General features: G+C 73.5%; 17 protein-coding genes and 1 rRNA gene. 12 read left to right on the top strand and 6 right to left on the bottom strand.

Annotation, left to right across the window (positions count from 1 at the left end):
- Positions 1-9: 9 nt before the first annotated feature.
- Positions 10-126 (top strand): 5S ribosomal RNA (rrf, locus tag GCE86_RS19180).
- A gap of 59 nt (positions 127-185) precedes the next feature.
- Here the strand turns inward: rrf and GCE86_RS19175 are convergent.
- Entirely contained in the window at positions 186-863 is a 678-nt protein-coding gene (locus GCE86_RS19175; RefSeq protein ID WP_154228235.1) for a hypothetical protein, read from the bottom strand.
- Positions 864-933: 70 nt separating this feature from the next.
- On the opposite strand from GCE86_RS19175, the gene GCE86_RS19170 reads away from it, so the two are divergent.
- Genes GCE86_RS19170 through GCE86_RS19160 form a run of 3 tightly spaced genes read left to right on the top strand, consistent with a single transcriptional unit; the run spans position 934 to position 5,382 of the window.
- On the top strand, positions 934-3,552 hold the full coding sequence (locus GCE86_RS19170; protein WP_154228234.1) for a valine--tRNA ligase: 2,619 nt from the start codon (positions 934-936) through the stop codon (positions 3,550-3,552).
- 58 nt (positions 3,553-3,610) lie between these two features.
- On the top strand, positions 3,611-4,945 hold the full coding sequence (locus GCE86_RS19165) for a bifunctional folylpolyglutamate synthase/dihydrofolate synthase (RefSeq protein ID WP_154228233.1): 1,335 nt from the start codon (positions 3,611-3,613) through the stop codon (positions 4,943-4,945).
- On the top strand, positions 4,942-5,382 hold the full coding sequence (locus GCE86_RS19160; RefSeq protein ID WP_239542881.1) for a DUF4233 domain-containing protein: 441 nt from the start codon (positions 4,942-4,944) through the stop codon (positions 5,380-5,382). The genes GCE86_RS19165 and GCE86_RS19160 overlap by 4 nt, the downstream gene beginning before the upstream one ends.
- A 4-nt stretch (positions 5,383-5,386) precedes the next feature.
- Here the strand turns inward: GCE86_RS19160 and GCE86_RS19155 are convergent, their stop codons facing one another.
- A complete protein-coding gene (locus GCE86_RS19155; RefSeq protein WP_154228232.1) occupies positions 5,387-6,652 on the bottom strand; it encodes a VOC family protein in 1,266 nt (421 codons plus the stop codon).
- Between the two features lie 144 nt (positions 6,653-6,796).
- Here GCE86_RS19155 and ndk point away from each other — a divergent pair, with 144 nt between their 5' ends.
- Positions 6,797-7,222, top strand: a complete 426-nt coding sequence (gene ndk, locus GCE86_RS19150) for a nucleoside-diphosphate kinase (protein ID WP_091269875.1) — start codon at positions 6,797-6,799, stop codon at positions 7,220-7,222.
- Between the two features lie 55 nt (positions 7,223-7,277).
- Here the strand turns inward: ndk and sigJ are convergent, their stop codons facing one another.
- Both sigJ and GCE86_RS19140 read right to left on the bottom strand, forming a co-directional pair.
- Positions 7,278-8,156 carry an RNA polymerase sigma factor SigJ gene (sigJ, locus tag GCE86_RS19145; protein WP_244317019.1) on the bottom strand — a complete coding sequence of 293 codons (879 nt, stop codon included), beginning with the start codon at positions 8,154-8,156 and terminating at the stop codon, positions 7,278-7,280.
- Complete coding sequence (locus GCE86_RS19140; protein WP_154228231.1) at positions 8,153-8,593, bottom strand: carboxymuconolactone decarboxylase family protein; 441 nt, start codon at positions 8,591-8,593, stop codon at positions 8,153-8,155. The genes sigJ and GCE86_RS19140 overlap by 4 nt, the downstream gene beginning before the upstream one ends.
- A 202-nt stretch (positions 8,594-8,795) precedes the next feature.
- On the opposite strand from GCE86_RS19140, the gene GCE86_RS19135 reads away from it, so the two are divergent.
- From GCE86_RS19135 to GCE86_RS19125, 3 genes are all read left to right on the top strand, one after another.
- Positions 8,796-10,352, top strand: a complete 1,557-nt coding sequence (locus GCE86_RS19135; protein ID WP_154228230.1) for an alkaline phosphatase D family protein — start codon at positions 8,796-8,798, stop codon at positions 10,350-10,352.
- A 372-nt stretch (positions 10,353-10,724) separates the two neighbouring features.
- Positions 10,725-13,871 carry an isoleucine--tRNA ligase gene (ileS, locus tag GCE86_RS19130; RefSeq protein WP_154228229.1) on the top strand — a complete coding sequence of 1,049 codons (3,147 nt, stop codon included), beginning with the start codon at positions 10,725-10,727 and terminating at the stop codon, positions 13,869-13,871.
- Positions 13,872-14,001: 130 nt separating this feature from the next.
- Positions 14,002-14,691 carry a lysophospholipid acyltransferase family protein gene (locus GCE86_RS19125; RefSeq protein WP_154228228.1) on the top strand — a complete coding sequence of 230 codons (690 nt, stop codon included), beginning with the start codon at positions 14,002-14,004 and terminating at the stop codon, positions 14,689-14,691.
- Between the two features lie 4 nt (positions 14,692-14,695).
- Here the strand turns inward: GCE86_RS19125 and GCE86_RS19120 are convergent, their stop codons facing one another.
- Together GCE86_RS19120 and GCE86_RS32150 are read right to left on the bottom strand one after the other, a co-directional pair.
- Positions 14,696-16,165: a cryptochrome/photolyase family protein gene (locus GCE86_RS19120; protein ID WP_154228227.1), complete on the bottom strand. Its 1,470-nt coding sequence runs from the start codon at positions 16,163-16,165 to the stop codon at positions 14,696-14,698.
- Positions 16,166-16,253: 88 nt separating this feature from the next.
- On the bottom strand, positions 16,254-17,780 hold the full coding sequence (locus GCE86_RS32150) for a hypothetical protein (RefSeq protein WP_154228226.1): 1,527 nt from the start codon (positions 17,778-17,780) through the stop codon (positions 16,254-16,256).
- A gap of 195 nt (positions 17,781-17,975) precedes the next feature.
- On the opposite strand from GCE86_RS32150, the gene GCE86_RS19110 reads away from it, so the two are divergent.
- From GCE86_RS19110 to mycP, 4 genes are all read left to right on the top strand, one after another.
- Positions 17,976-19,961: a TIGR03960 family B12-binding radical SAM protein gene (locus tag GCE86_RS19110; RefSeq protein WP_154228225.1), complete on the top strand. Its 1,986-nt coding sequence runs from the start codon at positions 17,976-17,978 to the stop codon at positions 19,959-19,961.
- Between the two features lie 180 nt (positions 19,962-20,141).
- Positions 20,142-20,582, top strand: a complete 441-nt coding sequence (locus GCE86_RS19105; RefSeq protein WP_154228224.1) for a hypothetical protein — start codon at positions 20,142-20,144, stop codon at positions 20,580-20,582.
- A 13-nt stretch (positions 20,583-20,595) separates the two neighbouring features.
- The gene (locus GCE86_RS19100) at positions 20,596-22,059 is read left to right on the top strand and encodes a hypothetical protein (RefSeq protein WP_154228223.1); all 1,464 of its coding nucleotides are present in this window, start codon (positions 20,596-20,598) and stop codon (positions 22,057-22,059) included.
- 10 nt (positions 22,060-22,069) lie between these two features.
- A complete protein-coding gene (gene mycP, locus GCE86_RS19095) occupies positions 22,070-23,428 on the top strand; it encodes a type VII secretion-associated serine protease mycosin (protein WP_154228222.1) in 1,359 nt (452 codons plus the stop codon).
- The last annotated feature ends 57 nt before the right edge of the window (positions 23,429-23,485 follow it).

Genomic DNA, 23,485 nt, shown 5'->3' with positions numbered 1-23,485 from the left:
TCATAGAGTTACGGCGGTCATGGCGGAGGGGAAACGCCCGGTAACATTCCGAACCCGGAAGCTAAGCCCTCCAGCGCCGATGGTACTGCACTCGGGAGGGTGTGGGAGAGTAGGACACCGCCGGACAATCTTCCAGTCAGGGCCACCCATCACGGGTGGCCCTGACTGCGTTTCTGCGGCGTTTCTCAGCGGTGCTGGATGCCCTCGCGGAGCCGGCGGAACAGCGCCGCGGAGTCGTCCACGGACCGGCCCGGGAACATCCCCATCGCCACGCTGCCGTGGTCGGCCCAGCCGCAGACCGCGAAGTCGCCGCCGTCGCCGCTGGTCGTGCCGCACTTCATGACGCCGCCCAGGCCGCCGGCGTCAACCTTGCGCAGGCCGGTCACCTTGCCGGTCTCGTCGGCCATCAGCCCGAAGAGGCTGTCCAGGTCGCGCTCGGGCTGCCAGAGCAGGGTGGTGCCGCCGAAGAGGAGCACCGACCGCTTGGCGTCCGCCGGGTCCGTGTAGACGGTGCCGAAGCTGTGGTCCAACTCGATGTCGGCGGCGAAGCCGTCGCGCAGGTAGTCGGCGGTGCTGCGGGCCCGGTCGCTGTCGTCCCGGGTCAGCCCGGCCACGGTCGCCGGTGCGTTCAGCTCGGTGTCCTTCTCGGCGAGCACCCGCCAGCCGCCGAGGCCCAGCGCCGCGGCGCCGCCCAGCCCGGCCACCAGCGCGGCCGCCAGGGCGATCTTCCGCCGGCGGGAGACCGGGCGTCGCTCGGGCTCCAGGGCGGGGTCGCGGCGGCTCAGCCGGATCGGCTCGTCGGTCAGGTCGACCGGCTCGGGGCCCTCGTCGACCGGACGCTCGGTGAGGTGCGCGTCGGACATGTACGCCACCGTACGCGAACTAACAGGTGGCGCACGCGGGGTCTCCCAAAGCGCTCCGTAGACTTTCAGGGTGACCGAGAGACTGGATGCCCGACGCCCCGACGCCCCGACCCTTGCCGGCCAGTACCAGCCCGGCGAGGTAGAGCAGCGACGGTACGAGCAGTGGGTAGCCGCCGGCCACTTCCGGGCGTCGGCGGACAGCGACAAGCCGCCCTTCACCATCGTCATCCCGCCGCCGAACGTCACCGGCTCGCTGCACATGGGGCACGCGTTCGAGCACACGCTCATGGACGCGCTGAACCGGCGCAAGCGGATGCAGGGCTTCGAGGCGCTCTGGCTGCCCGGCATGGACCACGCCGGCATCGCCACCCAGAACCTGGTCGAGCGGCAGCTCGCCGGCGAGGGCCTGTCCCGGCACGACCTGGGCCGCGAGAAGTTCGTGGAGCGGGTCTGGCAGTGGAAGGCCGAGTCCGGTGGCGCCATCCTGGGCCAGATGCGCCGCCTCGGCGACGCGGTCGACTGGGACCGCGAGCGCTTCACCATGGACGAGGGCCTGTCCCGGGCCGTCCAGACCATGTTCAAGAAGCTCTTCGACGACGGGCTCATCTACCGGGCGAACCGGATCATCAACTGGTGCCCGCGCTGCCTCACGGCGCTGTCCGACATCGAGGTCGAGCACACCGACGACGAGGGTGAGCTGATCTCGATCCGCTACAGCGACGAGGTCGTGGTGGCCACCACGCGGGCCGAGACCATGCTGGGCGACACCGCGGTTGCGGTGCACCCGGAGGACGAGCGCTACCGGCACCTCATCGGCACTGAGGTGGACCTGCCGCTCACCGACCGGCGGATCCCGATCGTGGCCGACGAGCACGTCGACCCGAGCTTCGGCACCGGCATGGTCAAGGTGACCCCGGCGCACGACCCGAACGACTTCGAGATCGGCCAGCGGCACGACCTGCCGCAGCTCACGATCATGGACGAGCGCGGCATCATCACGGCGCCGGGCCCGTTCCAGGGCCTGGACCGCTACGAGGCCCGGCCGGCCATCGTGGCGGCGCTGCGCGAGCAGGGCCTCATCGTCGCCGAGAAGCGGCCGTACGTGCACGCCGTGGGGCACTGCTCGCGGTGCAAGACGACGGTTGAGCCGCGGCTGTCGCTGCAGTGGTTCGTCAACACCGCCCCGCTGGCCAAGGCGGCCGGCGACGCGGTGCGCGACGGCCGGGTGAAGATCGAGCCGGCCGAGCTGGCCAAGCGGTACTTCGCCTGGGTCGACAACATGCACGACTGGTGCATCTCCCGGCAGCTCTGGTGGGGCCACCGCATCCCGGTCTGGTACGGCCCGGCCGGCGAGATCGTCTGCGTCGGCCCGGACGAGGAGCCGCCGACCGGCGAGGGCTGGCGGCAGGACGAGGACGTCCTGGACACCTGGTTCTCCAGCGGCCTCTGGCCGTTCTCCACGCTCGGCTGGCCGGAGCGCACGCCGGACCTTGCGAAGTTCTACCCGACCAGCGTGCTGGTCACCGGCTACGACATCCTCTTCTTCTGGGTCGCCCGGATGATGATGTTCGGGCTCTACGCGATGGACGGCGTGCAGCCGTTCGACGTGGTGGCCCTGCACGGCATGGTGCGCGACGAGCACGGCAAGAAGATGTCGAAGTCGTTCGGCAACGTGGTCGACCCACTGGACTGGATCGACCGGTTCGGCGCCGACGCCACCCGGTTCACCCTGGCCCGGGGCGCCAACCCCGGCCAGGACGTGCCGGTCAGCGAGGAGTGGTGCCAGGGCTCCCGCAACTTCTGCAACAAGCTCTGGAACGCCACCCGGTTCGCGCTGCTGAACGGCGCGCACACCGACGGGCCGCTGCCGGCCGCGGCGGAGCTGTCGACCGTCGACCGGTGGATCCTGTCCCGGCTGGCGCACGTCACGGCCGAGGTGGACGAGCAGTTCGAGGCGTACGAGTTCGCGAAGGTCTGTGACCTGCTCTACCACTTCGCGTGGGACGACGTCTGCGACTGGTACGTGGAGCTGAGCAAGCCGGTGCTCGCCGAGGGCGGGCCGGCCGCCGACGCCACTCGCCGGGTGCTGGGGCACGTGCTGGACCAGCTGCTGCGGCTGCTGCACCCGGTGATCCCGTTCGTCACCGACGAGCTGTGGACCGCGCTTACCGGTGGGGAGACGGTGATGACGGCCGCCTGGCCGGCGTCCGACCGTACCCTCGTCGACGACGCCGCGGAGGTCGAGGTCGGCACCCTCCAGCGGGTGGTGACCGAGATCCGGCGGTTCCGGTCCGATCAGGGGCTGCGCCCGACGCAGCGGGTGGCCGCGCGGCTCGACGGCCTGGCCGGCGCGGGCATCGCGACGCACGAGCCGCTGGTCCGCTCGCTGGTCCGGCTCGACGCACCCGGCGACGACTTCCAGGCCAGCGCCACCCTCGCCATGCCCGGCGAGGTCAGCGTGGCGCTGGACACGCGGGGGTCGATCGACGTGGCCGCTGAGCGGGCCCGACTGACCAAGGACCGGGCGGCCGCCGAGAAGGAGGCCGCGCAGGCGCGGGCGAAGCTGGACAACCCGGCGTTCGTCGGCAAGGCGCCCGAGCCGGTGGTCGCCAAGATCCGCGAGCGGCTGGCGGTGGCCGAGGCGGACCTGGTCCGGATCGACGCCGCCCTGGAGGCGTTGCCGGCGTGAGCGCGAGGAGTGAGCCGGGGTTGCGAGCCCCGCAGTCGCGAACGAAGGGTGAACTCGCGTGAGCGACCGCACCGAATTCGCCGAGGTGGGGGCCGCGCTGAACGCGCGCGGCTTCACCCGCATGCGCTTCGAGCTGGAGAAGATCGAGAGCCTGCTCGACCTGCTCGGCAGCCCGCAGCGGGCGTACCCGTCGATCCATCTGACCGGGACCAACGGCAAGACCTCGACGGCCCGGATGATCGACGCGCTGCTGCGGGCCTTCGGGCTGCACACCGGCCGCTACACGAGCCCGCACCTGGAGACCGTCCGGGAGCGGATCAGCCTGGACGGCGAGCCGGTGAGCGAGGACCGCTTCGTGGCCACGTACCGCGAGGTTGCGCCCCTCGCCGAGCTGGTCGACCAGCGCTTCGACGAGCCGCTGACCTACTTCGACCTGACCACGGCGCTGGCCTTCGCCACCTTCGCCGACGCCCCCGTCGACGTGGCCGTGGTGGAGGTGGGGCTCGGCGGCGCCGAGGACGCCACCAACGTGATCCAGGCCGGGGTGGCCGTGATCACCCCGATCGGGCTGGACCACACCGAGTGGCTCGGCGACACCATCGAGGACATCGCGCTGCACAAGGCGGGCATCATCCACCCCGGCGCCACGGTGATCGCGGCGGCGCAGGAGGAGGAGGCCGCCCGGCCGATCCTGGAACGCTGCGCCGAGGTGGGCGCCACCGTCGCGCGGGAGGGCGCCGAGTTCGGCGTGCTGCGCCGCGCCGTGGCGGTCGGCGGCCAGGTGCTCACCATCCAGGGCCTCGGCGGGGTGTACGAGGAGATCTTCATCCCGCTGCACGGCGCGCACCAGGCGCAGAACGCGGCCGTGGCGCTGGCCGCGGTCGAGGCGTTCCTCGGCGCGGGCGCGCGGCGGCAGCTCGACATCGAGACGGTCCGGGAGGGCTTCGCGGCAGCCAGCTCGCCGGGCCGGCTGGAGAAGGTCCGCACCGCCCCGACGATCCTGCTCGACGGCGCGCACAACCCGCACGGGATGGCCGCCACCGTCACCGCGCTCCAGGAGGAGTTCGCGTTCAGCAAGCTGGTCGGCGTGCTCGCCGTGCTCGGCGACAAGGACGCGGCCAGCCTGCTGGAGCTGCTCGAACCGGTGCTCGACTCGATCGTGGTCACCGCGAACAGCTCGCCCCGCGCGATGCCCGTCGACGAGCTGGCCGCGCTGGCCCGGGAGGTCTTCGGGCCGGACCGGGTACAGGTGGCCGAGGAGATGCCGGACGCCATCGAGTCGGCCGTCGCCGAGGCCGAGTCCGACGTGCCGGGTGAGCTGGCCGGGGTGGGCGTGCTGATCACCGGATCGGTGGTGACCGTGGCCGACGCCCGCCGGCTGCTCAAGCGATGACCGGCCCGGCGGACGACCGCCCCGGCCAGGGCGCCCAAGCCGAGGGCGCCCAAGCCGAGGGCGCCCCGACCGAGGGCGCCCCGACCGAGGGCGGGCCGCGGCGCTCCGGGCTGCGCAACCCCGACAAGGCCGTCCGGGGCCTCGGCGCCGGCACCCTCGCGCTGGAGGCGCTGGTGCTGCTGCTGGCCATCCAGCCGATCCGGGTGGTCGGTGGCGACCTCGGCGGCGCGGCCGTCGCCGCGATCGTCGCGCTGGCGGTCGCCTGCGTGGTGCTGGCCGGTCAGATGAAGCGGCCGTGGGCCTGGCACGCCGGCACGGTGCTCCAGGGCCTGCTGCTGCTCTCCGGGCTGCTGCACTGGTCGCTGTTCGCGCTCGGCGTCATCTTCGCCCTGGTGTGGGCGTACGCGCTGCACGTGCGACGGGTCATCCTCGGCTGAGCGCTCAGGCGTCGGCGAGGGTGCGCCACTGGGTGAGCGCGACGCCGTGCCCGTCGGGGTCGCGGAAGGCGGCCGCCCACACCTCCAGCTTGGTGCCCCGGTTGACCACCCGCGGGGCGTACGTGAACCGGACGCCCGACTCGCGCAGCCGCTGGTAGGCCGCCTGGATGTCGGCGACCTCGAGGTTGACGTGCACGAGCCGGCGGCTCATCGGGGCCGCCCCGGTCACCCGGCGCAGCACCAGCCGGGTCGGGCCGGAGGAGAGGACGGCGTTGCCCTCGCCCCGGTCCAGCTCGGCGAAGCCGAGGTCCCGGTAGAAGTCCAGCGAGCGGTCCAGGTCCGTGACGAGCAGGGTGATGCCGACGCCGCTGATCGGGCTCGCGGCCTCGGCCGGCTCGTCGTCGCCGGCCGGGCCGAAGATCGCCTCGTCCAGCTCCTCCGGAGTGGGCGGCGCCTCGCCGGCCGGTTCGTCGAGCGGGACGTCGATGGGGTCCACCGTGTCGAACCGCTCCTCGGCGGGCGGGCGCGGCGTCGGGGCGCGACGGGGGAGCGGGCCGGCCGGCGCCGGCTCGACCAGCTGCCCCTCCAGCACGACCCCGCCGCCGGGGCGCTGGTGCACCACGACCGGCTCCCGGTCCTCGGGCAGCACGGTGAGGTCGTCGACGAGCGGGTCGGGCGCGGGCGGGAAGTCGTCGCGGAAGTCGTCGCGGAAGTCGTCGCGGAAGTCGTCCTCCGGGGCCCGGTCGGCCCACGGCGGGGCCTCCTGCCCGATGAGCACGTCGTCGACCGGGCCCGGGTCGGCGAACTCGGGCGGGAGGTCGGCGACCGCGGCGGCCGTCTCGGCGTGGGTGGGCACCTCGTCCCAGAGGACGCGCACGTGCCGCTGGTCGTCCAGGGCGACCCGGACGGGCAACGCCTGGCCCAGCGAGGGCCACTTCGCGACGGGTACCCGCGGCTCGATGATCTTCTTGGACCGGGGCGGCAGGCCGGGCGCGTCGATCACCAGTTGCAGCTCGCAGCGGCCGAAGGCGTACTGGGTGGGCGGCTCGGAGGCGCTGTGCACGTGGCCCAGCCCGACCACCCAGGTGCGGCCGCCGCCCCGGACCGTCGCCAGGGCGATCGCCAGGACCAGCAGGGCGACGCCCAGCGCCACGATGGCCCAGCTCGTCATGCCCAGCCCGAACAGGGTCACGAACGTGGCCACGGTGCCCAGCACCGCGCCGATCAGCTTGCGCACCGGCGCGATGGGTCGGTTCCCGCCATTCGCCACAGTGGACCTCCCAGGGGTTCCAGGGCCAGGCTAGGCCGCCGCGGCGACCCAGGGAAGGAGCAGCCGCCGCGCCGGCGCCGGGACCGGGTCGCTACGCTGACCGTACCCAGCCCGACCCGGTTCCGCGCACAGGAGGAAACCAGCGTGTCCAGCAGCAGCCCGGACGAGCGGACGCTCGTACTGATCAAGCCCGACGCGGTCCGCCGCGGGCTGGTGGGGGAGATCCTCGCCCGTTTCGAGCGCAAGGGCCTGCGGATCGACGCGCTGGTGACCCGCACCCTGGACGGCGACTTCGCCGACCAGCACTACGCCGAGCACGTGGACAAGCCGTTCTACCCGCCGCTGAAGGCGTTCATGACGAGCGGCCCGCTGGTGGCCCTGGTGCTCTCCGGCGACCAGGTGATCGAGGTGGTACGCGGGATGATCGGCAGCACCGACGGCCGCAAGGCCGCCGCGGGCACCATCCGCGGCGACCTCTCCCTCTCCAACCGGGAGAACCTGGTGCACGCCTCCGACTCGGTGGACAGCGCCAAGCGCGAGATCGCCCTCTGGTTCCCCGAACTGGGCTGACCGATTTCGCCACGGCCCCGGATCCGCGTCTGCGGGCCGGGGCCGTCGCGCGTCCTCAGCCCGGCAGCTTGTCCGGGTTGCCGATCAGGTAGACGGCGGTGATCCGGCCGTCCGCGGCGGCCACCGAGAGCGTGTAGCGGGGACCCGACGGCCAGCTCAGCTCCAGCGCGGGCGCGCCGTTGAGCTCGACCGGGACGCCCCGGACGTCGGGGTGGCGCTGGTGGTAGAGGCCGGTGAAGAAGCGGGCGATCCGGTCCGCCCCGTGGACCGGGTTGCGGGCCGCGGAGACCCGGCCGCCGCCGTCGTTCCAGGCGGTGGCGTCGGCCGCGACCAGCCCGGTCAGCCGGGCCAGGTCACCGTCGCGCGCCGCGGCCAGGAAGGCGTCGAGCAGCCGCCGCTGCTCGGCCGGGCCGGCGGTGAACCGCTTCCGGCCTTCGGCGATCCGGGCCACCGCGCGGTGGTGCAGCTGCCGGCAGTCCGCCGCCGACCGGTCCAGCAGCTCGCCGATCTCGGCGTACGGCAGGGCGAAGGCGGTGTGCAGCACGTACACCGCGCGCTCCGGCGGGGTGAGCCGTTCGAGCAGGTGCAGCAGCGCGGTGGAGACGCTCTCCCGCTGCTCGACCGTGTCCAGCGGGCCGAACGGGGACGGATCGGTCGGCACCTGCTCGGGCAGCCACGGCCCGACGTAGGTCTCCCGGGCCGCCTGCCGGGCCCGTAGCCGGTCCAGGGCCAGCCGGGTGACGACCCGCGACAGGTAGCGGCGCGGCTCGGCCACGCTGTCCCGGTCGACGGCCAGCCACCGCAGGTACGCCTCCTGGAGCACGTCCTCGGCGTCGTGCCGGCTGCCCAGCAGCCGGTACGCCAGCCCGAGCAGCATCGGCCGGTGCGCGGTGAGCGCACCGGCCGCCTGCGCCGCCGACGAGGGTGAGGTCACACCTCGAGCGGCGGCTCGGTACGGGTGCTCACCGAGATCCGGTTCCACACGTTGATTGTGGCGATCGCGACCACCAGATCGGCCAGTTCCTTCTCCGACCAGACCTTCGCGGCGGCGTCCCACACGTCGTCCGGCACGCCGTGCTCGCCGAGCCGGGTCACGGCGTCGGTCAGCGCCAGCGCCGTCCGCTCCCGCTCGGTGAAGAAGGGGGCCTCCCGCCACGCCGCGACGGCGAACAGCCGCCGGCTGGACTCACCCGCCCCCAGCGCGTCCCGGCTGTGCATGTCGACGCAGAACGAGCAGCCGTTCAACATCGACGCCCGCAGCTTGACCAGCTCCAGCACGGTGTGGTCCACGTTCTTCTGGACGTACTTCTCCAGCCCGAGCACCGCCCGGTACGCCTCCGGCGCCACCGCCGCCGTGTCCATCCGGCTCATCGCCGCCTCCTTCGTCTCGTGCCTACGCCCACACGACGGATCCGGGCCGGGGCGGTGTGACGGTGCGGTGGTGTGACGGTGGTCATGGGGGCCGCTGCCGCGTTTCGACAGCCGCAGTTGAGGTGCCGGTCACCTCGCCCGCCGCCCCCGGTCACGTCCGCCCGGTAGACCGACCTGGCGACCTGTCGAAACGGGAGGACCCATGACGCAATTCGACCGACGTACGCTGCTCCGCGCCGGCCTGCTGACCGGCGCCGGTGTCGCCGGCGGCGCGCTGCTCGGCGCGCCCGGCGCGCTCGCCGCACCCGCCTGGCGGCCGGCCGGGCGGCCGCTGCTCACCCACGGCGTGCAGAGCGGCGACGTGACCGCCGACTCGGCGCTGGTCTGGACCCGGGCCGACCGGCCCGGCCGGATGCTCGTGGAGGTGAGCCGCCGGCCCGACCTGCGCGGGGCGCGGGTGGTGCGGGGTCCGGTGCTCGACCCGACGGGCGACTTCACCGGCCGGGTGCGGCTGCGCGGCCTGCCGACGGGGGAGCGGCTGTACTACCGGGTCCGGGTGGAGAGCCTGGACCGGTCCGGCCTGTGCAGCGAGCCGCTGGCCGGCTCGTTCGCCACGGCGCCGGGGCGGCACCAGCGCCGGGACGTGCGCTTCGTCTGGACCGGCGACATCGTCGGGCAGGGCTGGGGGATCAACCCCGACTTCGGCGGCCTGGCCATCTTCCGGTCGATGCGCGAGCGCCGCCCCGACTTCTACCTGTGCAGCGGCGACACCGTCTACGCCGACGGGCCGCTCACCGAGAGCGTCACGCTGCCCGACGGGCGGGTCTGGCGCAACCTGGTCACGCCGGAGAAGAGCAAGGTCGCCGAGACCCTGACCGAGTACCGCGGGCAGTTCGCGTACAACCTGCTGGACGAGCACCTGCGGGCGTTCGCCGCGGAGGTGCCCCAGGTCAACCAGTGGGACGACCACGAGGTGCTGAACAACTGGTACCCGGGGGAGATCCTCGACGACGACCGGTACACCGAGCGCCGGGTGGACGTGCTCGCGGCCCGGGCCCGGCAGGCGTTCCACGAGTGGGTGCCGGCCCCCGCCGACGGCCCGCTGTACCGCAAGCTGTCGTACGGGCCGCTGCTGGACGTGTTCGTGCTCGACATGCGCACGTACAAGGACCCGAACGACGGCAACACCTACGCCGACCCGGGGCGCGGCCTGCTCGGCCGGGAGCAGCGGGAGTGGCTGGTCCGCGAGCTGACCCGGTCGCGGGCGACCTGGAAGGTCGTCGCCAACGACCTGCCGATCGGCCTCGTGGTGCCGGACGGCCCGGGCGCGCAGGAGGGCGTGGCGCAGGGCGACCCGGGCGCGCCGGCGGGCCGCGAGCGGGAGTTCGCCGAGGTGCTGCGGGCCGTGCACCGGGCCGGGGTGACCGGCCTCGTCTTCCTCACGGCCGACGTGCACTACACGGCCGCCCACCACTACGACCCGGCCCGGGCGGCCGTCGGCGAGTTCACCCCGTTCTGGGAGTTCGTCTCGGGCCCGGCGCACGCCGGCGCGTTCGGCCCGAACGCCCTGGACGGCACCTTCGGCCCCCAGGCCGTCTTCGTGCACGCCCCGCCCCGCGCCAACACGTCGCCGGCGGAGGGCTTCCAGCACTTCGGCGAGGTCGAGATCGACGGCGAGACGGCCGCCCTGACGGTGCACCTCCGCGACCGCGCCGGCGCCTCCCTCTGGACCACCACCCTCCCGGCCCCCACCCACTGACCCCGACCCCCTCCGCGTCGATCATGAGGTTGACGGCGATGACGATCTCGCATGTCGCCGTCAACCTCATGATCGCCGGGCCGGGCCGATACTCGGAGGTGGAACGGCGGGTGGGTCGAGTACGCTTGTGGGCACAGGCGACGACCCGGCCATCACCGGTGAGCCTCCGGAAGAACGGCCGGGTTCCCGGCTCAGTAGAACCGGACGGGACGGCCCGTCACAGCCGGCCAACGAGCGGGCGGTCGCACCTCGGCCGCCAAGCGGGGTGGTACCGCGGGCCCAGCCCCGGGCGCGCCGGCACGGCGTACCGGGAACGGGTTCGTCCTCGCAGACCCACACGGACATGTGAGCTGCTGAGGAGAGCGACCCCCGATGGCCTATCCGTTGCACGACCCGACCGCCGCCGGCGTCCCGGCGAGCCCGGACCTGCCCGCGGTCGAGCGCCGGGTCCTGGAGCACTGGGCGGCCGACAAGACCTTCGAGGCGTCGGTCGAGGCCCGCCCCGCCGGCGAGGACGGGAAGAACGAGTTCGTCTTCTACGACGGCCCGCCCTTCGCCAACGGCCTGCCGCACTACGGCCACCTCTTCACGGGGTACGTCAAGGACGTGGTGCCGCGCTACCAGACCATGCGCGGCCGGCACGTCGAGCGCCGGTTCGGCTGGGACTGCCACGGCCTGCCGGCCGAGGTGGTGGCCGAGAAGCAGCTCGGCATCACCACCAAGGCGGAGATCCTCGACCTCGGCGTGGCCCGGTTCAACGAGGCCTGCCGCACGTCGGTGCTGGAGTTCACCCAGGACTGGGAGCGGTACGTCACCCGGCAGGCCCGCTGGGTCGACTTCAGCAACGACTACAAGACGCTCGACCTGGACTACATGGAAAGCGTCATGTGGGCCTTCCGGACCCTGCACGACAAGGGTCTGGTCTACGAGGGCTTCCGGGTGCTGGCGTACTGCTGGCGGTGCGAGACCCCGCTGTCGAACACCGAGACCCGGATGGACGACGTCTACAAGGACCGGCACGACCCCACGCTGACCGTGTGGTTCGAGCTGACCGCCGACGACTCGGCCCCCGAGCTGGTGCGCGGCCCTGTGCGGCTCGGCGTCTGGACCACCACGCCGTGGACCCTGCCGTCGAACCTGGCGCTCGCCGTCGGCCCGGACATCGAGTACGCGGTGCTGGAGCGCGACGGCGACCGCTACCTGGTCGGCGCGGCCCGGCTCGGCGCGTACGCCAAGGAGCTGGAGGGCTACGAGCAGGTCGGCACCGTGCACGGCCGGGACCTGGTCGGTCGTCGTTACACGCCGCTCTACGACTTCCTCGTGGACCAGGCCGGCGAGAACGCCTACCAGGTGCTCGGCGCGGAGTTCGTCACCACCGAGGACGGCACCGGGATCGTCCACCTGGCCCCGGCCTTCGGTGAGGACGACCAGAACACCTGCAACGCGGCCGGCATCCCGACCGTCGTCACCGTGGACGACCACACCCGGTTCACCGGGCTGGTGCCGCCGTACCAGGGCGAGCAGGTCTTCGACGTGAACAAGCCGGTGATCCGGGAGCTGAAGGAGCGGGGGGTGGTGCTCCGGCAGGACACCTACACCCACTCCTACCCGCACTGCTGGCGCTGCGACACCCCGCTGGTCTACAAGGCGGTCTCCTCCTGGTTCGTGGCCGTGACCCGGTTCAAGGACCGGATGGTCGAGCTCAACCAGCAGATCAACTGGACGCCGGGGCACATCAAGGACGGCTCGTTCGGCAAGTGGCTGGCCAACGCCCGCGACTGGTCGATCAGCCGGAACCGGTTCTGGGGCTCGCCGATCCCGGTGTGGAAGTCCGACGACCCGAACTACCCGCGCGTCGACGTGTACGGCTCGCTGGCCGACCTCGAGCGGGACTTCGGCGTACGCCTGACCGACCTGCACCGGCCGGCGGTGGACGACCTGGTCCGCCCCAACCCGGACGACCCGACCGGCAAGTCGATGATGCGCCGGGTGCCCGAGGTGCTGGACTGCTGGTTCGAGTCCGGCTCGATGCCGTTCGCCCAGGTGCACTACCCGTTCGAGAACCGCGAGTGGTTCGAGCACCACTACCCGGGCGACTTCATCGTCGAGTACATCGGACAGACGCGCGGCTGGTTCTACACCATGCACGTGCTGGCCACCGCCCTGTTCGACCGGCCCGCGTTCCGCAACTGCCTGAGCCACGGCATCCTGCTCGGCTCCGACGGGCGCAAGATGTCCAAGAGCCTGCGCAACTACCCGGACGTCTACCACGTCTTCGACGCGTACGGGTCGGACGCGATGCGCTGGATGCTGATGTCCTCGCCGGTGCTGCGCGGCGGCGACATGGCGGTCACCGAGACGCTCATCCGCGACGCGGTCCGCCAGGTGCTGCTGCCGCTCTGGAACGTCTGGTACTTCTTCTCGCTCTACGCCAACGCCGACTCCTACTCGGCGAAGCGCCGCACCGACTCGACGCACCTGCTCGACCGGTACGTGCTGGCGAAGACGAACGAGCTGGTGTCGACGGTCCAGGGGCAGCTCGACGCGTACGACATCTCGGGCGCCTGCGCCAGCGTGCGGTCCTACCTGGACGCGCTCACCAACTGGTACGTGCGCCGGTCGCGGGACCGGTTCTGGGCGGGCGACGCCGACGCGTTCGACACGCTCTGGACGGTGCTGGAGACGCTCTGCCGGGTGGTGGCGCCGCTGGCGCCGCTGACCGCGGAGGAGATCTGGCGCGGGCTCACCGGCGAGCGGTCGGTGCACCTGACCGACTTCCCGTCGGCGGAGGAGTTCCCGGCCGACCACGAGCTGGTGGCCGCCATGGACAACGTCCGGGCGGTCGCCTCGGCGGCGCTGTCGCTGCGCAAGGCCAAGGGCCTGCGGGTGCGGCTGCCGCTGTCGAAGCTGACCGTGGCCTCCCCGGTCGCGGCCCAGCTGCGGCCCTTCGCCGACCTGGTCGCCGACGAGGTCAACGTGAAGGCCGTCGAGTTCACCGATGCGGTGTCCGACTACTGCCAGCAGGTGCTCACCGTGGTGCCGCGGGCGCTCGGCCCGCGGGTCGGCAAGGCCGTCCAGCAGGTGATCAAGGCGGTCAAGGCCGGGGAGTGGGAACTGGTCGACGGCGCCCCGGTCGCGGCCGGGGTCACGCTGGCCGAGGGCGAGTACGAGCTGCGCCTGGTCGCCGCCGACGCCGAGCACTCCGCGCCGCTGCCCGGCGGCGAGGGCGTGGTCGTGCTGGACACCGAGGTCACCCCGGAGCTGGCCGCCGAGGGGCTGGCCCGGGACGTGGTCCGGGTGGTGCAGCAGGCCCGCCGGGACGCCGACCTGGACGTCTCGGACCGGATCGTGGTGGCCGTCTCCGCCTCGGAGGAGGTGCGCGCGGCGGTCGCCGCGTACACCGACTTCGTGGCCCGGGAGGTGCTGGCCGACACGGTCGACTTCGCCGAGGGCGTCGACGGCTTCGCCGGCGAGGTCGGCGAGGGCGAGCGGGTGACGGTGGCCGTCCGGCGGGTATGAGGTCGGGGCAGGTCCGGCGGCGTCCGCGCCGCCGGACCACCCCGCGGACGGGCTGACCACCCGATCCGTCGGATGCGGACCCGTCCGCTACCGTGACAGCGCCTGTTCACGTACGACCGCCGGAGGACCCGTGCCCCTGCTCTACACCATCGGCAAGCTCACCGTGGCGCCCACGCTGCGGTTGGCCTTCCGTCCGCACGTGGAGGGGTTGGAGCACATCCCGGCGACCGGCGGCGCGATCTTCGCGGGCAACCACCTCTCGGTGGCCGACGAGCTGCTGCTCGGCACGGTGGTGCCCCGGCACCTGGCCTTCTGGGCCAAGTCGGAGTACTTCAACGGCACCGGCGTGAAGGGCGCGTTCTCGAAGTTCGTGCTCACCGGGCTGGGCGCCATCCCGGTCGAGCGGGCCGGCGGCCGGGCGGCGCTGTCCGCGTTCGACGCGGCCATCCCGGTGCTCAAGGCCGGCGACCTGGTGGCCGTCTACCCGGAGGGCACCCGCTCTCCCGACGGCCGGCTCTACCGGGGGCGGACCGGCGCGGCCCGGCTGGCCGTGGCGGCCGGCGTGCCGATCATCCCGGTGGGCGTGACCGGCACCGACAAGGCGCAGCCCATCGGCACGCGGGTGCCCCGCCCGGGCCGGGCAAAGATCACCATCCGGTTCGGCAAGCCGCTGGACTTCACCGGCCGCTCGGACGACCGCACGTCGCTGCGGGAGATGACCGACGAGATGATGGCCGAGATCCAGAAGCTCACGGGCCAGGAGTACGTGCCGCGGTACGCCCCCAAGCGCGCCGAGCCCACCGCCGACCCGACCGCCTGAGGCGTCACGGCGGGTCGTTGCCGCGCCGCCGCTCCTGTGCGACCACCGCGTCCAGGTCCCCGAGGAGCGCCAGCTGCGCCATGGCCCGGGTCATCCGGGCGCTGGCCGGGATCCGGCCGCGGTTGCCGGCCAGGAACGCCCAGTAGCCGGCGGTGAACGGGCAGGCGTCCGTGCCGAGCCGCTGGCGCGGGTCGTAGCGGCAGCCGCCGCAGTAGTCGCTCATCCGGTTGATGTACGCGCCACCGGCCACGTACGGCTTCGTGGTCATCCGGCCCAGGTCGGCGTACTGGCTCAGGCCGACCACGTTGCCGGTCAGCACCCACTCGTAGCCGTCCACGAACCGGCTGTGGAACCACTCGACCAGCTCCGACGGCCGCCAGCCGCGCTGGAGGGCGTAGTTGCCGAGCACCATGAGCCGGGGGACGTGGTGCACCCAGCCCCGGTCCCGGACGCCGGTGAGCACGTCGGCGAGGCAGCGCGCGTCGACCGCCTCCGTGTCCAGGTCGCGCCACCAGCTCGGCAGGGACCCCCGGGCGCCCAGCGCGTTGCTGTCCCGCCAGCCCCGCTCGAAGTACCAGTAGGTGTGCCAGATGTAGTCCCGCCAGCCCAGCACCTGCCGGACGAAGCCCTCCACCGCGGCCAGCGGCGCCTCCTGCCGCCGGTACGCCCGCTCGGCGCCCCGGACCGCCGCCAGCGGGTCCAGCAGGCCCAGGTTGAACGAGGACGACAGGACGCTGTGCGCCAGCCACGGGTCGGTGGAGAGCATGGCCTCCTCGTACCGGCCGGAGGCGGCGAGCCGGTGCCGGAGGAAGTGCCGCAGCCGGGAGCGGGCCTCGCCGACGGTGGCCGGGAAGCGGCGGGGACCGTCCCGCCCGGCGAACCGGATGCCCTCCCGCGCCCAGCGGTCCAGGTCGGCCCGGACCTCCGCGTCGATGTCGTCCTCCTTCGGCATCGACGGGGCCGGGACGCCGAGCCGGCCGTCCCTCGGTGGCGGCTCGCGGTTCCCGGCGTCGAAGCTCCACCGGCCGCCGGCCGGCTCGCGGCCGTCCAGCAGCACCCCGTGGTGCTCCCGGGCGAACCGGTAGAACGCCTCCATCCGCAGCGCGCCGCGCCGGACGTCGGCCCAGTCGGCGAAGTCGGCCATGCTGGTCACGTAGCCGCGGGCCGGCAGCACCGTGACCCCGTCCAGGTTCCGGACGAACTCCAGGGCCCGCCGCGAGGTGGGGTGGCACACCTCCAGCGGCTCCCGGACCTGCTTGAGCGCCTGCCGGTACGTCTCGCCGCGCAGGAAGATCGCCTGGTCGCCCAGCTCGGCGGCGCGGTGCCGGAGCGCGGAGAGGATGAGGTGGGCCTTCTGCCGGTGGTAGACCCGCCGCCGGAAGACCGCCTTGGACTCGATGAGGAGAACCGGCTGCGTCCGCTCGTCGAGGAAGTGCGGCCCCAGCTGGTCAGCGAAGAGCCAACGCCGCGACATGTCCTGATTGTCACCCCTCGGACCGATCCGACCCGGGAGGAAGACGGAACCTTTACGTGTTCGATACGTTGCGAACGGTGACGATCGCTCAGGACTGCTCGGGAGTCACCACCTGCTGCCGCAGGTCGTTCAGCAGCCGGCCGCTGTCCTCGACGGACAGTCGGGTGAAGACACCGGTGGCCAGGCTGCCGTGGTCGACCGAGGTGCATACGACCACCGCGTCGCCGTCGGACCGGCCCACCGCGCAGCGCTCGTACCGGCCCCGGACACCGGTGTCCACCGCCACCGAGGGTTCGAGCGCGTACCGGTCGGCGAGGCGGTCCAGCTCGGCCCTGGCGTCCGACTCCGGGCTGAGCCGGAAACCGGTGCCGCCGAACAGGGTCACCCGCTTGCCGTCGCTCGTCGTGTAGATGCCGGCGAAGGTGTCCTCGGCGAGCAGGTGCGCCTGGCGTACCTGCTGCTTCAGCTCCGCGGCGGCGGCCTGGCTGCGGTCGTCCTGGCGCAGCCGCAGCGAGCCGAGCTGGTCGGGCAGGCTGGCGGTCGCCGGGTACTGGGCGGAGAGCGGCTGGGCCCACCAGAGCGGCACGCCGCAGCAGCAGGCGACGCTGAGCAGCAGCACCCACGGCCAGCGGCGCCGGCGGCGGACCGGCACGGCCACGTACCCCTTGGGCGGCTCCCACCCCGGCGGCGCGGTCACCGGTGGCGGGTTCTTCTTCCCGCGGCGCTGCTTCGGCGGCGCGGGCGGCGGGACCGGCCGGGTCACCGGCAGGTTCGGAGCGACCGGTGGCGGGCCGACCGGTGGCGGGCTGACCGGCGGCGCGGCGGCCACCGGCGGGGCGGGTCGGTGCGGGACGTGCGCGGGCGGCGGGTGCGGCACCGGGTACGGCGACGTGTAGGGCAGCGTCGGCGGCAGCGCCGGGAAGTCGGCGGAGTGCAGGTCCCAACCGGTCGTGTCCACGCCCGCCCACGGGTCCACCGGGACCTGGTGCTCCGGCGAGTCGGCCGGCGGCACCGGCGTGGGCTCGGCCGACTCGCCCCAGGCGCGCTTGCGCGGCGGCGGGGGCGGAACCGCCGCGGAACCGCTCCAGCGCGGCGCGGGGGGCTCGGCCGGGGTCTCGACCCGGGTGGCATCCGGGCGGTGCTCCACGCGGGTGGGGTCGGGGCGGGGCGTGACCCGGGCGGAGCCGGCGGCGCGGGGCGGGCCGGGCACGGCGGCGGAACCGCGGGCGGCGGCCGGCGCGACCGGGGTGGGGTCGGGGTCCGCGGGCCGGGCCTGCTCGGCGGTGTCGGCGTCGGCATCCGGCGCGTCGGGTTCGTCCTGCGGGGCGGCCTCCGCGTCCGCGGCCTCGGCCTGCGCGGCCTGCTCGTCCTCTCGGGCGGCCTCGGCCGGTGCGGCCGGCTGCGGATCGGGTGCGGCGGGCCGGGCCTCGGCGTCCGGTGTGGCGGACGGCGCGGGCTCCGGCGCGGACGGCGCCTCCGTGGTGCTCGGGAGCGCGGCGTCGGCTCGCGGCGGACCGTCGGCGGGCGGTCCGGCGACCACCGGATCCCCGGTCCGGCCGGTGGCCGGCGTGCCCCCGTCGGCCGGCCGGTCCGCCCCCGGCTGCGGCTGCGACATCGCGGCAATCTCCTCTCGCGCCCGTAGCGAGGTTAGTACCGTCCCGCCACCCCCGCCGAATCCCGCCCGACCCACCCGTCGATCAAGAGGTCTGCGTCGGAATCCGCGCCGATCCCGACGCGAACTTCTTGATCAACCAGACCGGGGGTGCAGGTGGGGGTGGGCGTGGCGGGGGACCGCGTACCCTTGGGCATCATGAGTGCCCCGTCGACGACGCCGCGCCCGGTCGCGGCCAATTCGGTCTGGCCGCGGCTGGAGCCGCTGCTGCCCCAGGTGACCAAGCCCATCCAGTACGTGGGTGGCGAGCTCGGCGCCGTGGTCAAGGACTGGGACGCGGCGAGCGTCCGGTGGGCGCTGATGTACCCCGACGCGTACGAGGTGGGTCTGCCCAACCAGGGTGTGCAGATCCTCTACGAGGTGCTCAACGAGCTGCCCGACGTGCTCGCCGAGCGGACGTACGCGGTCTGGCCGGACCTGGAGAAGCTGATGCGCGCCCACGGCGTGCCGCAGTTCACCGTCGACGCCCACCGCTCGGTGCGCGACTTCGACGTGTTCGGTGTCTCCTTCTCCACCGAGCTGGGCTACACCAACCTGCTCACCGCGATCGACCTGGCCGGCATCCCGCTGCTCGCGGCCGACCGCGCCGACGCCGACCCGGTGATCGTGGCCGGCGGGCACGCCGCGTTCAACCCGGAGCCCATCGCCGACTTCGTCGACGCCGCCGTGCTCGGCGACGGCGAGGAGGCGGTGCTGGAGATCACGGCGATCGTCCGGGACTGGAAGGCCGAGGGCTGCCCGGGCGGCCGGGACGAGCTGCTGCTGCGGCTGGCCCGCACCGAGAGCGTCTACGTGCCGCGCTTCTACGACGTGGACTACCTGCCGGACGGCCGGATCCAGCGGGTCGTGCCGAACCGCCCGGACGTGCCGTTCCGGGTGCACAAGCGCACGACCATGGACCTGGACGCCTGGCCGTACCCGAAGAAGCCCCTCGTGCCGCTGGCCGAGACGGTCCACGAGCGGTACGCGGTGGAGATCTTCCGCGGGTGCACCCGCGGCTGCCGGTTCTGCCAGGCCGGCATGATCACCCGTCCGGTGCGGGAGCGCTCGATCACCACGGTCGGCCAGATGGTGCAGCAGGGGCTGGAGTTCTCCGGCTTCCACGAGGTGGGCCTGCTGTCGCTGTCGTCGGCCGACCACTCCGAGATCGGCGACATGTGCTCCGGCCTCGCCGAGCAGTACGCGGGCACCAACGTGTCGCTCTCGCTGCCGTCGACCCGGGTGGACGCCTTCAACATCGACCTGGCGCAGGAGCTGTCGCGCAACGGCCGGCGGACCGGCCTGACCTTCGCCCCCGAGGGCGGGTCGGAGCGGATCCGCAAGGTCATCAACAAGATGGTGTCGAAGGAAGACCTGATCCGCACCGTCGTGACGGCGTACACCAACGGCTGGCGGCAGGTGAAGCTCTACTTCATGTGCGGCCTGCCCACCGAGACCGACGACGACGTCCTCGAGATCGCCGACATGGCGCACGAGGTCATCCGGGCCGGCCGCGCGGCGACCGGATCGAAGGACATCCGCTGCACCGTCTCGATCGGTGGCTTCGTGCCGAAGCCGCACACCCCGTTCCAGTGGGCCGCCATGGAGCGCCCGGAGGTCATCGACGGCCGGCTGAGGCTGCTCAAGCAGGCGATCAACAGCGACCGCTCGCTGGGCCGGGCCATCGGCTTCCGTTACCACGACGGCGAGCCGTCGCTGATCGAGGGCCTGCTGTCCCGGGGCGACCGCCGGGTCGGCGCGGTGATCCGCCGGGTCTGGGAGAACGGCGGCCGGTTCGACGGCTGGAGCGAGCACTTCTCCTACCAGCGCTGGGTGGACGCGGCGGCCGAGGTGCTCCCGTCGTTCGGGGTGGACCTCGACTGGTTCACCACCCGCGAGCGTGACGAGCTGGAGGTCCTGCCCTGGGACCACCTGGACTCGGGCCTGGACAAGGACTGGCTCTGGCAGGACTGGCAGGACTCGCTCGCCGAGTACGAGCAGGACGACTGCCGCTGGACGCCCTGCTTCGACTGCGGCGTCTGCCCGTCCATGGACACCGAGATCCAGATCGGCCCGACCGGCCGGAAGCTGCTGCCGCTGACCCCGGTCAACGGGCTGAAGCTGCCCACCGGCGCCCAGCAGTAGCACCGCCGAACCACATCGGAGCGCGGAATCCCCACGGGGGTTCCGCGCTCCGTCACATTCCGGGACTTCGCGTCCGTCGATGTCCCGTCACACGGGGTGGGGGTGCCCCGACTGGCGGTCTCTCGATACGCTGCGTCCGTATTGGACCGGCCGTGCGCCGGCAGCGGGGAGGGCAGCAGCATGGGTGACATCAGGCCGCCGGACACCGGCGATCTGCACGTCAGCGTCGAGGACCTGGACGCCGCGGCGGACTACGTCGAGCGCCTCAAGCAGTACGTCGACGACACCATCAGCTACGAGATGGAACGCATCAAGGAGCGGATGAAGGGCGACAGCAACAACGCGCAGACGGTGCCCAACGGCACGCCGTTCGGCGCGTACGAGGACGCTCGCATGCAGTGGCAGGCGCTCACGAAGTCGACGGCGAACATGGAGGCCCACCTCAAGGCGCTCTCCACCAAGCTCGCCACCCTGAAGCAGGGCACCGAGGACATCGCCAAGGCGTTCCGCGACACCGAGGCCCGCAACGCCGCCAACGGCAAGGAGATCGAGCGGATGCTGGAGTCCGCCGCCCCGCCGCCGGCGACGGGCGAGCAGCCCACCTACCCGTACACGGCCTGAGGGGGAGAAGGTCATGGCTGGAGGAACCTGGGAGCGGTGCGTCCGCGAGGTGACGCTGTCGGCGGACCCGGAGACGGTCGGCTCGGTCGGGGTCGGGTGGAGCAACCTCTCCACCGGCCTGGGCTACCTGCGCGACGCGCTCGTCGGGCGGTCCTTCGTCGGCCCGATCGCGCCCGGCCAGGAGCGCCCGCACAGCGGCGGCCTGCCCGGCCTGCTCAGCGGGTGGAAGGGCAGCGGCGGCGACGCGTACCGCGAGCACCTCGGCGACATCGGCAAGGAGATCGAGGAGCTCATCACCCACGCCAGCAACGTCAGCGGGGCGCTGTCGCGGATCGAGGGTGACATCCGCAAGTCGGTGGCGAGCATCCCGATCCCGCTCATGGACGACTTCGGCTGGAACGAGTGGAGCCTGCCCAACGGCACCGAGCTCGACGACGCGCGCGACGGCGAGAGCGCCTCGGGCTTCCTGGCCGCCCTGCGCAAGGACTACCAGAGCAACCCCGCCTCGTACGCCGACGGCGCGTTCCGCGACAAGGCCGACGACCTCGAGGCGACGATGAAGGTCGACGGCAACGCCGACGACAACAAGCGCGGCGGCTGGTGGGACACCAAGTCGCACCTGGACAACTGGTACCGCGACAACCAGCAGGCGGCCAACTCGGCGATGTCGCCGCTGCCCGCCGCGGTGGAGACCGAGCGTCCCAAACTGGTCGTGCCAACCCCGCAGACCGGCTCCGACGACTACCGTCCCGACGACCGCAAGCCGCCGTCCGGCCTGCCGGGCGGCGGTGGCGGCGGCGTCGGCGCCGGGGGCGCGGGCGGCGGCTTCGGTGGCGGCGCGCCGGGCCTCGGCAGCAGCGGCATCGGCGGCGGCGGGGGCTCCTTCTCCGGCGGCGGCGGATCGCTGACGCCTCCGCCCACCACCGGTGGCCCCGACTTCGGCGGCGGCAGCGGCGGTGGCGCCGGCACCTACACCCCGCCGTCGACCGGCGCCGGCTACCCGGGCGTCGGGACCGGCGACCACGAGTACGGCAGCGGCCTCGCCGGCGCCGGCGGGCCGAGCGGCATCGGTGGTGGCTACGGCGGCACCGGCGGTCTCGGTGGCGGCGTCGGCTCGGCGGGGCTCGGCGGTGCGGGTGGCGGCGGTGCGGGTCTCGGCTCCGCCGGCGGCATCGGTGGCGGCGGTCTCGGCGCGGCCGGCGGGATCGGCATGGGCGGCATCCCCGGCATGGTCGGCGGCGGCAACGGCAAGGTGCCCCCGATGACCAGTGCGGCCAGCGCGTTGCGCAACGCGGCTGGCGCGGGTGCGGGTGCGGGCGGCCTGCGCGGCGGCGCCGGCATGATGGGCGGCGGCATGATGGGCGGGCACGGTGGCGCCGGGCACGGTGGCGCCGGGAGCGAGCACTCGTCGTGGTTGACTGAGGACGACGATCCGTGGGGCAGCGGTGACGCCGCGTCCCCGGGCATCCTGCGCTGAGGACGGACGGATGAGGTTGCACGTGGGCAAGCTCCGGCCGGTCGCGGCCGGCCTGGTGGCCGGGCTCATGGTGCTGGGGGTCGCCCAACCGGCGGCCGCCGCGCCGCGACGGGCCGAGCAGTGGTACCTGGACGAGCTGCGGATCGATCAGGCGCACAAGCTGTCCACCGGGCGCGGGGTGACCGTCGCCGTGGTGGACAGCGGCGTCGACGCCACCCACCCGGAGCTGGCCGGCCAGGTGCTCCCCGGCGGCCGCAGCTACGGCGCCCCCGGCGACGGACGCTCCGACGTGGAGGGCCACGGCACCCACATGGCCGGCATCATCGCGTCGAAGAACGCCGGCTCGGACGGGGTGACCGGCATCGCGCCCGGCGCGCGGATCCTGCCGATCAAGACGAAGCCGGGCAAGGGTCAGATCAGTGATGCGGCCTCGGCCCAGGGCATCCGGATGGCCGTCGACGGCGGCGCCAAGGTGATCAACCTGTCCTACGGCGGTGTGGGCGTGGCCTCCGACGACGAGGAGTCCGCGATCAGGTACGCCCTGGACCGGGACGTGGTGCTGGTGGCCGCGGCGGGCAACACCGCCAAGGGCGAGGTCGACGTGACCAGCCCGGCCAACGTCCCGGGGGTGATCGCGGTGACGGGCACCACCCGGGGCGGGCGGTTCTGGTCCGGCTCGGCCCAGGGGCCCGAGGCCGTGGTGGCCGCTCCCGGCGACAGCATCTACAACGCCGGCCGGGACCACGGCTACGGCTGGGGTGACGGCACCTCCGACGCCACCGCGATCGTCTCCGGCGTCGCGGCGCTGATCCGGTCGAAATACCCGGACCTCTCCGCGCCCGACGTGATCAACCGGATCATCCGCACCGCCCGGGACGCCGGCCCGCCCGGCCGCGACCCGCAGTTCGGCTTCGGCCGGATCGACCCGGTGGCGGCGCTGACCGCCCGGGTGCCGGCGGTCTCGGCGAACCCGCTGCTGGAACCGGCCGCGGCCAGCCCGGCCCCGCCGCAGGCGGCCGAGGACGACGACTTCGACGTGACGAAGTACGGCGACCGGGGCGGCCCCAGCGACCAGCAGGTCATGGTCATCGGCATCGGCATCGCCGTGGTGCTGCTGGTGCTGGTGGCGCTGGTGGTCTTCCTGATCTGGAACCGGCGCCGCTACCGCCGGGAGGCGGCCCGGGCCGCCGCGGTCCCGGACGACCTGCTCGACCAGGGCCCCGGGGGCGGCTACCCACCCGTGCCGGCCGGGTACCACGCACCGCCCGGTGGCCCGGTCCCGCCGGGTCCCAACCCCTACGCCCCGCCGCCCGGCCACGTCCCGCCGCCGCCGGGGACGTACCCGCCGCCGGGCGGGAACCGGACCTGACGGGTGGTGGCCGGCCGGGCGACCTGGGTGTCGCCGGCCGGCCACCGTCGTCTCCGC

It is taken from the genome of Micromonospora terminaliae (genome assembly GCF_009671205.1).
Taxonomy (GTDB): Bacteria; Actinomycetota; Actinomycetes; order Mycobacteriales; family Micromonosporaceae; genus Micromonospora; species Micromonospora terminaliae.
The sequence above is the reverse complement of the archived record's forward strand: the minus strand, read 5'-3'. Positions and strand labels throughout refer to the sequence as shown.